This window comes from Domibacillus sp. 8LH, assembly GCF_038806185.1.
In the GTDB taxonomy this organism is placed as follows: Bacteria; Bacillota; Bacilli; order Bacillales; family Domibacillaceae; genus Domibacillus; species Domibacillus indicus_A.
Genome location: NZ_JAVJNG010000002.1, coordinates 575,287 through 589,462 on the forward strand (window position 1 = coordinate 575,287; position 14,176 = coordinate 589,462).

General features: G+C 47.4%; 16 protein-coding genes. 14 read left to right on the forward strand and 2 right to left on the reverse strand.

Annotated features, from left to right (window positions below; genetic code table 11):
• Positions 1-34: 34 nt before the first annotated feature.
• A complete protein-coding gene (locus RG959_RS06215; RefSeq protein WP_342796389.1) occupies positions 35-565 on the reverse strand; it encodes an N-acetylmuramoyl-L-alanine amidase in 531 nt (176 codons plus the stop codon).
• Positions 566-688: 123 nt separating this feature from the next.
• Here RG959_RS06215 and hprK point away from each other — a divergent pair, with 123 nt between their 5' ends.
• From hprK to RG959_RS06240, 5 genes are read left to right on the forward strand one after another with little or no spacing between them, the layout of a single operon-like run.
• Entirely contained in the window at positions 689-1,627 is a 939-nt protein-coding gene (gene hprK / locus RG959_RS06220) for an HPr(Ser) kinase/phosphatase (RefSeq protein WP_309091135.1), read from the forward strand.
• 14 nt (positions 1,628-1,641) lie between these two features.
• Positions 1,642-2,469: a prolipoprotein diacylglyceryl transferase gene (gene lgt, locus RG959_RS06225; RefSeq protein ID WP_483298847.1), complete on the forward strand. Its 828-nt coding sequence runs from the start codon at positions 1,642-1,644 to the stop codon at positions 2,467-2,469.
• A 35-nt stretch (positions 2,470-2,504) separates the two neighbouring features.
• Positions 2,505-3,407, forward strand: a complete 903-nt coding sequence (locus RG959_RS06230) for a nucleoside recognition domain-containing protein (protein WP_342796433.1) — start codon at positions 2,505-2,507, stop codon at positions 3,405-3,407.
• The gene (ppaX, locus tag RG959_RS06235) at positions 3,404-4,060 is read left to right on the forward strand and encodes a pyrophosphatase PpaX (protein ID WP_342796390.1); all 657 of its coding nucleotides are present in this window, start codon (positions 3,404-3,406) and stop codon (positions 4,058-4,060) included. Before RG959_RS06230 ends, ppaX begins: the two co-directional genes overlap by 4 nt.
• Positions 4,057-4,551, forward strand: a complete 495-nt coding sequence (locus RG959_RS06240) for an acyltransferase (protein WP_342796391.1) — start codon at positions 4,057-4,059, stop codon at positions 4,549-4,551. Before ppaX ends, RG959_RS06240 begins: the two co-directional genes overlap by 4 nt.
• 61 nt (positions 4,552-4,612) lie before the next feature.
• On the opposite strand, the gene RG959_RS06245 is transcribed toward RG959_RS06240, so the two are convergent.
• Complete coding sequence (locus tag RG959_RS06245; RefSeq protein WP_342796392.1) at positions 4,613-5,974, reverse strand: right-handed parallel beta-helix repeat-containing protein; 1,362 nt, start codon at positions 5,972-5,974, stop codon at positions 4,613-4,615.
• A gap of 501 nt (positions 5,975-6,475) precedes the next feature.
• Here RG959_RS06245 and RG959_RS06250 point away from each other — a divergent pair.
• The 9 genes from RG959_RS06250 to hisIE all read left to right on the forward strand — a co-directional run bounded on the left by RG959_RS06250 (position 6,476) and on the right by hisIE (position 14,142).
• Positions 6,476-7,390, forward strand: a complete 915-nt coding sequence (locus tag RG959_RS06250; RefSeq protein WP_342796393.1) for a DUF4003 family protein — start codon at positions 6,476-6,478, stop codon at positions 7,388-7,390.
• A 306-nt stretch (positions 7,391-7,696) separates the two neighbouring features.
• Complete coding sequence (locus tag RG959_RS06255) at positions 7,697-8,878, forward strand: ATP phosphoribosyltransferase regulatory subunit (RefSeq protein ID WP_342796394.1); 1,182 nt, start codon at positions 7,697-7,699, stop codon at positions 8,876-8,878.
• Positions 8,878-9,516 carry an ATP phosphoribosyltransferase gene (gene hisG / locus RG959_RS06260; protein WP_342796395.1) on the forward strand — a complete coding sequence of 213 codons (639 nt, stop codon included), beginning with the start codon at positions 8,878-8,880 and terminating at the stop codon, positions 9,514-9,516. The genes RG959_RS06255 and hisG overlap by 1 nt, the downstream gene beginning before the upstream one ends.
• Before the next feature lie 4 nt (positions 9,517-9,520).
• On the forward strand, positions 9,521-10,786 hold the full coding sequence (gene hisD / locus RG959_RS06265; RefSeq protein WP_342796434.1) for a histidinol dehydrogenase: 1,266 nt from the start codon (positions 9,521-9,523) through the stop codon (positions 10,784-10,786).
• A gap of 14 nt (positions 10,787-10,800) precedes the next feature.
• Positions 10,801-11,394 (forward strand): imidazoleglycerol-phosphate dehydratase HisB, encoded by a 594-nt coding sequence (gene hisB / locus RG959_RS06270; protein ID WP_242231850.1) that lies wholly within the window; start codon positions 10,801-10,803, stop codon positions 11,392-11,394.
• The gene (hisH, locus tag RG959_RS06275; RefSeq protein ID WP_342796396.1) at positions 11,395-12,033 is read left to right on the forward strand and encodes an imidazole glycerol phosphate synthase subunit HisH; all 639 of its coding nucleotides are present in this window, start codon (positions 11,395-11,397) and stop codon (positions 12,031-12,033) included.
• Positions 12,030-12,761 carry a 1-(5-phosphoribosyl)-5-[(5-phosphoribosylamino)methylideneamino]imidazole-4-carboxamide isomerase gene (gene hisA / locus RG959_RS06280; RefSeq protein WP_342796397.1) on the forward strand — a complete coding sequence of 244 codons (732 nt, stop codon included), beginning with the start codon at positions 12,030-12,032 and terminating at the stop codon, positions 12,759-12,761. The genes hisH and hisA overlap by 4 nt, the downstream gene beginning before the upstream one ends.
• Positions 12,758-13,516, forward strand: a complete 759-nt coding sequence (gene hisF, locus RG959_RS06285; RefSeq protein ID WP_242231847.1) for an imidazole glycerol phosphate synthase subunit HisF — start codon at positions 12,758-12,760, stop codon at positions 13,514-13,516. The genes hisA and hisF overlap by 4 nt, the downstream gene beginning before the upstream one ends.
• Positions 13,513-14,142 carry a bifunctional phosphoribosyl-AMP cyclohydrolase/phosphoribosyl-ATP diphosphatase HisIE gene (hisIE, locus tag RG959_RS06290; protein ID WP_309091111.1) on the forward strand — a complete coding sequence of 210 codons (630 nt, stop codon included), beginning with the start codon at positions 13,513-13,515 and terminating at the stop codon, positions 14,140-14,142. The genes hisF and hisIE overlap by 4 nt, the downstream gene beginning before the upstream one ends.
• Positions 14,143-14,176: the final 34 nt, after the last annotated feature.

Below are 14,176 nucleotides of genomic sequence, written 5' to 3' on the forward strand. Positions count from 1 at the left end.
AAAGCAGGAAGCAGCCGCTTCCTGCTTTTTTTGGCTACATACAGGTCAGCCGAATCGCTGACGCAATCGCTCTTGCGCACGTTTTTCGATAATCCGTCCTTTGCAGCAGGGACGCTTCCGTTTTATTGGTCATAAATCCGGCTTCGATTAAAATAGCGGGCATTATGGTTTTTCGCAGTACATAAAAATCAGCCGTCTTTACTCCGCGGTCACGCCGCCCTGTTGCCAAAACAAGCTCCCGCTGTACGGCTTGTGCTACAGCCATGGACTGAGGCGGCCGGGACGTATGAACGTAGGTTTCAATGCCATTTGGTTCTGTCCAGCCCGTGCCAAAAGCGTTTGCGTGAATCGATACGTATAAATCAGCACCAGCCCGGTTTGCCCGCTGCACCCGTTCTCTGAGGGAAAGATCGATCTGATCATCATGAGCCAACAACGTGTCCGCTGGCAGCTCATCACGGAGAAACAAGGCGGTTGCCCTATTAAACTCGAATTCTTTCATTCCGTCAGGCGATCGTTTGCCTCGGGTTGTCGGGCCATGCCCTGCATCAATGGCGATTTTCATATGAATCACTCCTTTCGTTCTTTATGTACAGGAGAACAGGGAAAATCGATACCGAAACGTCTGTTTTAATCAGAAACATGGTACAATGAAGGCAATTCGTTTTGGTGAAGAGGAGGGAATACGATGCCAAAAGTGCGTGCAGTTGATCTTTTGGAGAAATTCGATTTAGAGCTTGTTAGTGGTGAAGAAGGACTTCATCGCCCTATTAAATTAAGTGACTTATCACGTCCGGGTCTTGAGATAGCAGGATTTTTTGATTATTATCCGGCAGAACGTGTACAACTGATTGGTATGACCGAGCTGTCTTTTTTTCAGCGGCTTAACCCTGAAGAAAAAAAAGACCGGATGGATAAGCTGTGTGACTATGAAACACCTGCTATTATCGTTTCGCGCAATTTAAGTGTACCTGTTGAACTCATTGAAGCATCAGAGGCTTATTCAGTACCGGTTATGCGTTCAAAAATGACCACGACTAAATTTGCAAGCCAGCTGACTAATTACCTGGAATCCATGCTTGCACCAACAACGGCTATTCACGGCGTTCTTGTTGATATTTATGGAATCGGCGTATTGATTACCGGACAAAGCGGCGTCGGGAAAAGTGAGACAGCGCTTGAGCTTGTAAAGCGCGGCCATCGACTTGTGGCAGATGACTGTGTAGAGATCCGCCAGGAAGACATCGGGCGTCTGGTGGGCAATTCACCAGAATTGATTGAGCATTTGCTGGAAATTCGCGGGCTGGGCATTATTAACGTCATGACACTTTTCGGGGCAGGAGCCGTTCGTTCACATAAAATTATTACATTGAACGTAAACCTTGAGCTGTGGGACCCGGACAAACAATATGATCGTCTTGGCATTGAAGAAGATAAACTTCCTATTTTGGATTCGGAGATTACAAAGATTACCCTGCCGGTCCGCCCTGGACGAAACCTGGCTGTTATCATTGAAGTGGCAGCCATGAACTTCCGCTTAAAACGGATGGGTGTGAACGCAGCCCAGGAATTCACAGATAAACTGGCCGGTGCCATTAATGATGCCGGAATCGATGATAAGCAGTAAGGAGTGAAAACATTTTGGAGTATCCGTTAAATCCAATTGCCTTGGAACTGGGCAATTTTCAAGTACACTGGTATGGCATTATTATCGGAATCGGTATCGCCCTCGGTTTTTATTTAGCTTCAAAAGAAGCAAACAGGCTTGGTCTGCCCGAGGATACGTTTTCTGATTTGCTGATTTGGGCCATTCCAATCGCGCTTATTTCAGCACGCGCTTACTATGTTCTGTTTGAATGGTCTTACTATTCACAGCATCCCGAAGCCATTATTCAAATTTGGAACGGCGGTATCGCCATTCACGGGGCGTTGATTGGATCGGTTATTACCGCGATTGTATTTACAAGAAAGCGCCGCCTTTCTTTTTGGAAACTGGCGGATATTGCGGCGCCTTCTATTATTTTGGGGCAGGCAATCGGCCGCTGGGGAAACTTTATGAACCAGGAAGCACACGGCGGAGAAGTCACACGTTCATTTTTAGAGAATCTTCATTTGCCAGACTTTATTGTCAATCAAATGTATATTGACGGTGCTTATTACCATCCTACTTTCTTATACGAATCCGTTTGGAATATCCTCGGATTTGTGCTTTTGCTTGTCTTGCGCAAAGTAAACCCGAAACGCGGCGAGCTGTTCCTATCTTATGTAATTTGGTATTCGGTCGGCCGCTTCTTTATTGAAGGAATGCGTACAGACAGTTTAATGCTGCCGGGTGATTTTTTACGGATTGCCCAAGTGCTATCCTTGTCCTTGATCGTGATCGCAGCGGCTCTTCTAGTGTATCGCCGCATAAGATATACGCTGCCGCGTTATGCAGATCAAACGAATGAAGGGAAGATGGCATCGTGAGACAAACAGTTGTCAAAGGGCTGCAGACAGGCTGTATGACAACGTGGAAGCTAGGAAAAGTGATTTTTCCGATTACGCTCATTGTTACCATTTTGCAATTTACGCCTGTGCTGCCATGGATCATCCATTTAATCAGCCCTCTGATGGGGATTTTTGGTTTATCTGGAGATGCAGCGATTCCACTCGTGATTGGGAATGCGCTCAATTTGTATGCGGGGATTGGCGCGATTTTATCGCTGGAATTGACAGTGAAAGAAGTGTTTATTCTTGCGATGATGCTGTCATTCTCCCATAATTTATTTATCGAATCGACCGTTGCTGTTAAAGTTGGCGTGAAAATGTGGATCATCCTAGCGGTTCGTATCGGGCTTGCGATAACAGCCGGTATCGTTATTAACCTCGTCTGGCAGGGCGGCGGAGAGATTGCTCAATACGGCATGGCTCCTGAGGCGGCTGTTCAGCCGGACACATGGGGAGCTATTGTGCTGCTGGGCCTGCAAAAAGCCGTTTTTGGCGTTTTGCAGCTGGCTGTGATTGTCATTCCGCTTATGGTCATCATTCAAATTGCCAAAGATTTAAAATGGCTTGACGCATTTTCTAAAGCTGTCGCTCCTGTCACACGGTTTCTTGGCATGCGGGAAAACACATCAATGACGCTGGCATCCGGCCTGCTTATCGGTCTGGCAATGGGGTCAGCAGTCATGATACAGGCGGTCGAAGAAGATGGGGTCAGTAAGCGTGATGTAACGCTGGCTTTTATTTTTCTCGTCGCCTGCCACGCGGTGATTGAAGATACACTTATATTTATTCCACTCGGTATTCCAGTTTGGCCGCTTTTCCTTATTCGTGTAACCACAGCTGTTGTGTTAACGATTGCTGTCGCACGTCTTTGGAAGCAGCCGGGACGGGCAACAAGAAAGGAAGCTGTTCATATATGAAAAATATTACAACACTGCTGTTTGATTTAGATGGAACGTTAATCAACACAAATGAACTGATTGTGCAATCATTTCTTCATACGTTAAATCATTATTTTCCAAACCAATACGAGCGCGAAGATGTATACCCGTTCATGGGACCGCCGCTTATTGATACGTTTGAAGCGCTGGATAAGGAACGGACGATGGAAATGGTCGATCACTACCGTGCATTTAACCATGAAAAACATGATGCACTCGTAACAGAGTTTGAAGGTGTGTACGAAACGATCCGCACACTGCATGAAAACGGGTATAAAATGGCGATTGTTTCAACGAAGATTCACGAAACGGTCCTTAAAGGCTTGAAGCTGACAAATCTTGATCCGTTTTTTGATGTGGTCATCGGGCTTGATGATGTTGAACATGCGAAGCCGCATCCAGAGCCTGTCCAAAAAGCATTGGCTGCTCTTGGTTCGAAGCCGGAGGAAGCCATTATGGTCGGCGATAACTATCACGATATTGAAGGCGGGAAAAACGCGGGCGTTCAAACGGCAGGTGTAGCCTGGTCACTGAAAGGGCGCGATTTCCTTAACACGTATGACCCGGATTACATGCTGGAATCGATGGCAGATTTGCTTGATATTCTGCAGGTCGGAGCCAGCCAGAAATGAGACGGACGAAACGGTACACGTTAAAAGGCGGTGCAAACCCGCTTTTTCACATTTATCAAACCGTTTCGTTCTGGAAAACATTTAAAAACACAGCCGTTATTGAAGTGAGCCGTTTTGTTCCGTTCGTTCGCGTGAAAAATGCACTGTACCGGCATCTGCTCGGTATGAAAATCGGAGCAGGAACCGCTTTTGCTTATAAGGTAGTACCGGATATTATGTTTCCGGAGCAGATTACGGTAGGACGTAACACGATTATCGGCTATAACACCACCATTTTGGCACATGAATATTTAACCGATGAATACCGTATTGGCCCCGTTGTGATCGGTGATAACGTCATGATTGGAGCCAACTGCACCATTTTGCCCGGTATTGAAATTGGTGATGGCGCGATTGTGTCCGCCATGACACTGGTGAATAAGGATGTACCGCCGGGCGCATTCGCGGGCGGGAACCCAATGATTATTAAACCTGCTTCAGCAAAGGGCTGAAGCAGGTTTTTTATTATGAATGTAAAAAAGCATTGCGCTGCCCGCACAATGCTTAAAAAAATCAATACATGAAGATCGCCCTTTTTAAAGATGCTGGAAGAGACTTTTCCGCAAGCGCTTCTTTCAAGCGGCTGAGAGAATCAGATCGATCTATTTTTTCCTCGATTTCTTCCTTTTCCAGAGAAGACGAATCGGCAGCCGGACCGGGCTCTTCAGCCGGGGGTATGAATGAAACAGAGCTTCCGTTGTTGGAAACAACAGAAGAAGATGAATTATGGATGATCACTGCGTCATGAGTGCCGGACACATGATTGTTTTTGATAACAAGGCCGTTACCGTCATTTGTTTCAATAGCGGTATGTCCGTTATCGGTTATATTATTATGGATTATTTCGTTCCCGTTTACGTGATCCAGCGCATAAACACCCCGCTCGGCGTTTTGGGAGATATCGTTAGCGCTGATCACATTATTTTCCCCACCGCGAATGAATACTCCGCTGCTCAAATACGGTTTTGAGAGATGTCCGCCGTTACGGCTGATTTTGTTTCCATACAATGTATGACCGTGGGCACTGTTTAAAAAAACGCCTCCTTCTTTATTGGATCGGATGATGTTGTATTCTGCCCGGCTGTGATGGGAGAAAGCGAATATCAATCCGTATCCTCCATTGTTTTGGATCCGGTTGTGCTGAATCACCACGTTCTCAAGCGGAAGCGTGTAAGGTTTATCGCGTTCAAGAGCAATTCCGGCCGAAGAAGGAGTACCCTCTGTATGTTTAAACGTGCTGTTTGTTATTGTAATATTGGTGCCTGCGATAATGGATAAGCCCTGCCGGCGGTTATAGTCCGCCGTTACTCGATCAAGCTTTACTTTGTCTGGTACTTTCTTGACCGCATCCAAGTTATTTTCAATTGTAAAGCCATCACCCGAAAAGTTTTTAGCCGTTACGCCGTTCACATAAACAGAAGACGCGTTTCCTGTAATATGAATACCGTGTCCCCATTCGTCATCATCCCCTGTGTGAGCGGTTCGGTCGCCAACAAGTGTACCTCCCGTTATTTTTACGTTTTGAACATCAGAAACGCTGATTAAGCGATAGGACGGTAGATGGGCACCCCTCAGCTTCAGTATTGTACCGGCATTCATTCGCAGCTGCACATTGCTTTTCATGACAATGCCATTACCAGAAGAGTGAACGGCAATATCAAACGTGCCGGCTGGAATATCAACAGTTCCGCCAGTTTCAGAAACAATATCGATAGCTTTTTGGATAGCCGCGGTATCGAGCCGGTTATCATCGGCTTGCGCACCATATTGAATGACATTGACGGTGGTTGCTTCCGCCTGATCGGCTATGAAAGGTAAAGTGAGGATGGACAGAACTAAAAACCCGGCCATTCCCGCTTTTTTTATGTACTTCATTTTTTATATACCTCCGAAATGACAAAGGGCTGCTTTTTTATCAAAAGCCGCTTCCTTTCTAGAAAAGTTCCTTCTCTTTATGCATGATTACAAGCAGTTTCACATAGTTTCACACAGAATAAAGCAAAAAGCCGGCCGGGAGAATATGGCTGCAGCCGTATTCCTTCGGTCGGTCTGAATGACGCTTTTATCCAATTATTTCACTGCTGCAAAATCAATCTATATCGTCCAAACAAAAACAATTTGGCTGTTCATTCTGTAACAATTAAAAGGAAAACTGGTCCAGCAGACTTGCTTCATCAATATGATAGCACGAATTTGGACACCAAAAAGCCCTGTTTTCAAAAAGCAGAGGTTAGTCCTATAAAATAGCCAGCTGTTTCTAATTGACCGATGCGGGCAGGACAGAGCCGCTTTTGGCAGTAACGCGGGGGCAGAAAAACCGTTTCTTGAAACGATTTTGGCAGCAAATCGTATAAAAAGAAAAGGAGAGTGGCAGGAATGGACATAAAGCTATTGGAAGAAAACACAGCGATTTTGCGAAAAAAAGAAGGTAAATGGATTGATAAACGGCTTGTTCTCCTAACCGCTGCCCAATTTGCCGCCAGACAGCAGCCAATTAACATGGAAGCGTTCAAGTCACTTTCAGCCAATATAAAAAAATCAGGATCGATGTTTTCTCCCCTTCGAACAATCCATTTTCCAATGGCTGGGCTCTTGATGCTTCAAGACGGCAGTGAAGAGGAGCGGATTGCCGAGCTGCACAGGAAGTATCACATTCTTCGTACAGCTGGTTTCCGTTCTTCTCCGTACACGTATATTGCCGCTTTTTTAGTAGGGCCGTCTGTTCAGCCTGAGCGGATAAAAGAAATGTACCATACAATGAAAAAACATCACGTTATACTTACATCAAACGAAGATTATCCAGCAGCTGCGATGATGGCCAGCCGGCCGGAAAGCATTCAAGAACTCGCAGGTGCCTCTGAACGGTATTATCATTTCTTTCATAAACAGGGCTTTTGGAGAGGGAATGATCTTCAATTCCTGGCCAATATGCTTGTGGCGAATGGATTGTTTCAAGAAAGTACCGCTGATGCCGTTTTACAGATGAAACGAAAGCTTGAGCAAAGCGGTATAAAAGTAAAAAGCATGCATTATCCGGCACTTGGCATAATGGCGCTGTCCGGAAGGGCAGAAACATGTGTGCCGACTGTACATGAATTGAAAAATTCCCCTGTCTTAAGATGGAATAAAGACATGGCTGTCATACTGGCCGCCTTGTTTGTTTCCCAAGAGATGATCCAATCGTCTGCCGGATTAACGGCGTCCGTTCAAGCAATGATTCAATCTCAGCAGGCGGTCATCGCCGCTTCCACGGCTGGTGCAGTAGCAGCTTCTTCTATATCAGGTGAATAAACCGGGCAGCCCCCGGTTTATTTGTGTTCAAAAAGGGCAGGTTTAAAATGATGTGGTTCCCTCTCTTCCTGGCTTCCGGTGTAATCTGTCATCCCGCTCCGGGGATCGGCACAATCATTGATAAACCGGCTCAGCTATGTGGCAAAAAGCGACATAAACCCGGGCTGTCTTATCCTTTCCGTCATCCAACGTCTGCTCTTCGCTTTTTGGGCTTGACGTAAATTGTCAGAACCGTTAAACTACTACTAACATATCTTTAGTACATTAGCGAACTAAAGTAAAAATATCTATGATCGGGTGATAAAGATGTCGAAGCTGTTAATGTTTGAAAAGCCAGTTGGAATGCGGGATACGCTGCCGCACATTTATGAAACGAAACGAAAAGTAAAAGAAGCGGCTGAGGGTGCTATGAGAAGCTGGGGCTACCGTTTTATTGAGACGCCGGCGCTTGAATATTATGAGACAGTCGGAGACGCATCAGCCATTCTGGACCGCCAGCTGTTTAAGCTGCTTGACCAGCAGGGCAATACACTTGTGCTTCGTCCCGACATGACGGCACCCATTGCGCGTGTGGCAGCATCGAAATTATTAAAAGAGCGTGTGCCGCTGCGCCTTGCTTATTCCGCAAGCGTATACCGCGCCCAGCAGCGTGAAGGTGGGCGGGCTGCAGAATTTGAGCAAATTGGAGTAGAAATGATCGGCGACGAAACGATGAGTGCCGATGCGGAAGTCATTGCTCTGCTTGTATCTGTTATAAAGGAGACAGGTCTTGAGAAGTTTCAATTGTCTCTTGGGCACATTCGGTTTACGGACGAGCTATTTCGCCAAATTCTTGGCACAGAAGAACGGGCTGAACAGCTGCGACGCTTCCTATATGAGAAAAACTATGTTGGCTACCGCGAGCATGTCAAAAACCTCCCGCTTTCATCTATTGATAAGCAGCGTTTGCTGCAATTCTTGAACTTGTCAGGCGGTATGGACTGTCTTGACGAAGCGGCAAAGCTGATCGAGGGAAGTGCAGGTGCCGAAGCGCTTGATGAACTCAGAATGGTGTTTGGCCGCCTGCAGGAATACGGCGTAGATGAACATGTAACGTTTGATTTGCCGCTCGTCAGCCACATGAGCTATTACACAGGTCTTGTGTTTGAAGTGTATGCGGACGCAGTGGGAGCACCCATCGGAAATGGCGGGCGATATGACGATTTGCTTGGAAAATTTGGTCATCCAGCCGGTGCGACAGGTTTTGGCCTGCGCGTTGACTTTTTGCTTGAAGCCATTGGCCAGCTTGAAGACGAAGCAGGTGTTCACTGTGTGCTGTTCAGTAACGACCGACGTGTAGAAGCGATAGAGGAAGCACAAAAACGCCGCGCGGCAGGAGAATGCGTGCTGCTTCAGGACGTGGCCGGGGTAAAAGATGTAGATTCATTCACTGATTCGTGCAAAGGTGTAACGTTTTTTGTCGGAAAATCATCAGGGGGGAACGTGTAATGTCCATGCTAACAATTGCGATGCCAAAAGGGCGGATCTTCGAAGAAGCGGTGGCGCTGATGCAGGAAGCGGGCTATAAGCTTCCGCCGGACTTGGATGAATCGCGCAAGCTCATCATTGAAGTGCCGGAAGAAAATATGCGCTTTTTCCTGGCAAAGCCGATGGATGTAGCGACCTACGTTGAACACGGGGTAGCAGACGTCGGCATTGCCGGAAAAGACGTGCTGCTTGAGGAAGAGCGGGATGTATACGAATTGCTTGATTTAAAAATCAGTCCATGCTACTTGGCGGTGGCGGGACTTCCAGATACGACACTCAATGAAGTAGCGCCAAAAATTGCGACAAAATATCCAACCGTGGCTTCTGCTTATTTCCGTGAAAAAGGCGAGCAGGTAGAAATTATTAAGCTGAACGGTTCGATCGAACTGGCGCCTTTAATCGGGTTGTCTGACCGAATTGTTGATATTGTATCAACTGGGCGGACGCTGCGGGAAAACGGGCTTGTTGAATACGAAACGATTGTTGGCATTACATCCCGTTTAATTGTAAATCCAGTCAGCTACCGAATGAAAAACGAAGAGATTTCGAACCTTGTTAACCGCTTAACGGATACAATTGAAGAAAAGGCGGTGCGATAACATGATTCAGATCAAACAGGTAACACCGGGGCTTTCAATCAAACGGTCGGTGGATGCGGGAACAGAAGAACAGCAGCGCATCGTACGTGATATTATTCAAGACGTTCGCGAAAACGGCGACCGCGCACTGTTTGCCTATACAGAAAAGTTCGACGGAGCGAAGCTGTACAGCTTAAAGGTCACGCAGGATGAGATTAATGACGCCTATGCCGAGCTGAATGATGAGATCATTAAAATCATCCGTGAAGCAGCAGAGAATATCGCGGCTTTTCATGCAAAGCAAAAAAGAGAAACGTGGCTATATACAAATGAAGACGGCTCGATTTTAGGACAGAAAATGACGCCGCTTGACTCAGCGGGCGTATACGTACCAGGCGGCACAGCTGCTTATCCGTCGTCTGTTCTGATGAATGTGATGCCGGCTAAAACAGCCGGCGTGGAGCGGATTGTAATGGTATCGCCGCCGTCGGCAGACGGCCGTCTGCCGGCAGGTGTTCTAGTAGCAGCAGATATTGCCGGTGTAAAGGATATCTTTAAAGTCGGCGGCGCCCAAGCAGTAGCCGCTCTGGCGTACGGAACGGAATCGATCCAGGCCGTTGATAAAATTACCGGACCGGGCAACATTTTTGTCGCGCTTGCGAAGCGGGAAGTGTTCGGTGATGTTGACATCGATATGATTGCCGGGCCAAGTGAAATTGCCGTACTCGCGGATGACACAGCTTCCGCTAAAGAAGTGGCGGCTGATATGCTGTCACAGGCCGAGCATGATACGCGTGCCTCGGCTGTTTTAGTCACGACATCAGAGGCGCTTGCCAAAGAAGTGGCAGACCAAATCGAGCAGCAGCTTGCGGTATTGCCGCGGCAGGACATTGCACGGCCTTCTATTGAAGAGCACGGAGAGATCTATCTTGCTTCAACATTGGAAGAAGCGGTTGAAACGATTAATGCGATCGCGCCGGAGCACTTGGAAATCATGACAGAAAATGCGCTGGAGCTGACGAAAGATATTAAGCATGCTGGAGCCATCTTTGTAGGCCGGTACTCATCTGAGCCGGTTGGCGACTACTTTGCCGGTCCAAATCATGTCCTTCCGACAAATGGCACAGCTCGCTTTTCAAGTCCACTTAATGTAGACGACTTTATGAAAAAATCAAGCATTATCATGTACAGCAAGAAAGCATTCGACAAACACGGAGCCAAAATTGCCGCGTTTGCGCGACTGGAAGGATTAGAAGCACACGCCCGCGCTATTGAAGCGCGCAACCAATAAAGGAGAGAGAGCAAATGGGGAATCGAAGTGCAGAGCTGCAGCGTTACACAGGCGAAACGAAAATTGACCTGGCATTCCAAATAGACGGAGAAGGAAAATCAAATATTCAAACAGGCGTGCCATTTATGGATCATATGCTGGATCTGTTTACACGCCATGGCCATTTTGATTTAACGGTTAAAGCAGATGGCGATGTGGAAGTAGATGACCACCATACAACGGAAGATATCGGTATCGTGCTTGGCATGGCGCTGAAGGAAGCGCTGGGCGATAAAAAAGGCATTAAGCGGTATGGAAACTTTTTCGTGCCGATGGATGATACCCTCGCACAAGTCGTGGTAGATTTAAGCAACCGTCCTCATTTTGAAATCCGGGGCGCTGACTTTCCATCGCAAAAAGTCGGCACCTTTGATACAGAGCTTGTACACGAATTTTTATGGAAATTCGCGCTTGAGGCTCGTATGAACCTGCATGTAATTATTCATTACGGAACAAATACACACCATATGATTGAAGCGGTATTTAAAGCGATGGCCCGTGCGATCGATGAAGCAGTCACGATTGACCCGCGCGTAAAAGGTGTGCCGTCAACGAAGGGAATGTTATAAATGATCGGAATTATCGATTATGGCATGGGCAATTTGTTCAGCGTATCGAAAGCACTTGAGCGAATTGGCATCCCATATGTGATTAGTGAATCACCAGAAGAGCTAAACAACACAAAAGGCGTTATTTTGCCGGGCGTTGGTGCGTACAAAGATGCGATGGCCCGTCTTCGTGAAACGAATCTTGATCAGTTTATTCATCAGTATGTGGACAGCGGCCGTCCGCTTCTTGGCATTTGTCTCGGAATGCAGCTTTTATTTGAAGAAAGCGAAGAAAACGGGCAGTTTGAAGGACTCGGCCTGCTCAAGGGACGGATTGTCCATATTCCAGACCGCGCTGCGAACGGCGAGCGCTTGAAAGTGCCGCATATGGGTTGGAACAAGCTTCATTTTCACCAGGATGCACCGGTGCTTGAAGGCATTGAAGATGGTTATGTGTACTTCGTGCACTCGTACTATGCAGACGGAGTAGACGAAAACGCACTTCTGGCAAGCGCGGATTATGGTGTACGGGTACCGGCTGTTGTCGGGCAGAAGAACGTGTCAGGTATGCAGTTTCACCCGGAAAAAAGCAGTAAAACGGGAATGCAGCTGCTGACGAACTTTGCAAAAGCGATGGAACGATCGGAGGACATGCTATGAGTTTTACTATTTATCCGGCTATTGATATGCGCGGCGGCAAATGCGTCCGCCTTGTGCAGGGGGACTATAACCAGGAGACGGTTTACGGGGACTCGCCATTTGATATGGCGAAGTCCTTTGTAGAGCAGGGAGCCGAATGGATTCACATGGTTGATCTTGATGGAGCAAAAGACGGCCAGCGTGTAAATGATACATTTGTAATCGAAGCAGCCCAAAAGCTGAATGCGAAGGTGCAAATCGGGGGCGGCATCCGGACGGAAGAAGACGTAAAGCATTATCTGGATAATGGTGTAGATCGGGTGATCATCGGCAGCCTGGCTGTGAAGGAGCCGGAGCTTGTCAAACAGTGGCTTCGTACATACGGGGGGAAAATTGCGATCGGCCTTGATGCAAAAAATGGCTATGTGGCTACGCACGGCTGGCTTGAAACGTCATCTGTAAAAGCGGTGGACCTTGCTAAAGAATTTGCTGAAGCAGGCGCCGAAACATTTATTTTTACGGATATCGCTAACGACGGCATGCTGTCTGGACCAAACGTGGAAGCAACAGCGGAGCTTGCACGGGAAACAGGAAAAAGCGTCATTGCTTCCGGCGGCGTTTCGTCACTGGACGATTTGCGTGCACTCGCAAAATGGAAAGAAGACGGACTCTCTGGCGCAATCTGCGGAAAATCGATTTATACAGGCCGTTTCACCGTAAAAGAAGCGCTGGAGGTGGCGGCCGAATGATGACAAAACGTATCATCCCCTGTCTGGATGTAAAAGAAGGGCGCGTCGTAAAGGGGATTCAATTTGTAGAGCTGCGTGACGCAGGAGACCCGGTGGAATTGGCGCGTGTTTATGATGAGCAGGGAGCGGACGAGCTTGTGTTTTTAGATATATCCGCATCGGTAGAAGGGCGTAAAACGATGGTGGATGTGGTGCAGGCTGTTGCATCAGAGCTTGCGATTCCCTTTACGGTCGGCGGCGGCATTAACGCGCTTGAAGATATGAAACGCATTTTACGTGCAGGCGCAGATAAAGTATCATTGAATACAGCGGCTGTAAACAATCCGGATTTGATCAATGAAGGAGCCGCGTTTTTCGGCTCCCAATGTATCGTGATTGCCATTGATGCAAAATATGATGAATCAATTGGAACGTGGCGCGTGTATACACATGGCGGACGTACGCCAACTGAGCGGACCGTCATTGACTGGGCAAAAGAAGCGGTCGAGCGCGGTGCCGGGGAAATTTTGCTGACAAGCATGGACGAAGACGGGAGCAAGCAAGGCTTTGATATTGCCCTGACAAAAGCAGTTGGTGATGCAGTCTCGGTTCCGGTGATTGCGTCAGGCGGTGCTGGGGGCGCAGAGCACTTTTTGGATGTGTTTACAGAAGCGAAGGCTGATGCAGCGCTTGCCGCTTCTATTTTTCACTATAAAGAAACCGGCGTTGGAGAGGTCAAACAATTTTTGCGAAATGCAGAGGTGAACGTCAGATGATTGACGAAGTGAAGTTTGATGAAAAAGGACTCGTGCCTGCCATTGTACAGGATGCGACGACGTATGAAGTATTAACACTTGCTTATATGAATGAGGAATCTCTAAAAAAAACGATGGAAACAGGCGAAACATGGTTTTACAGCCGTTCCCGCCAGGAGCTTTGGCATAAAGGAGCTACAAGCGGCCATACACAAAAAGTCGTTTCCATGCAGTTTGACTGCGATAAAGATGCGATCGTTGTAAAAGTGGAGCCGGCTGGTCCTGCCTGCCACCACGGCACAACAAGCTGCTTCGATGAACCCTTTTACGGAGAAGACAATGTGTCACTTCCATATTCAATTCTGCAGCAGCTGGAGCAGGTTATTGCAGACCGTGAGCAAAACCGTCCGGAAGGTGCTTATACAACGTATTTGTTTGAAAAAGGCGTCGATAAGATTTTGAAAAAAGTCGGCGAAGAAGCGGCAGAAGTTATTATTGCCGCGAAAAATCGCGACAAGGAAGAGCTTCAGTGGGAAGCGGCCGATCTGTTGTACCATCTGCTTGTTCTGCTGCGTGAGCAGGATTTAGCTTTGGACGATGTGTTATCCGTTCTAGCGCGCCGCCACGAAGGGAAAGACAAAGAATAAAAAAAAGCCGGCCTTTTTTAGGCCGGCTTTTCAT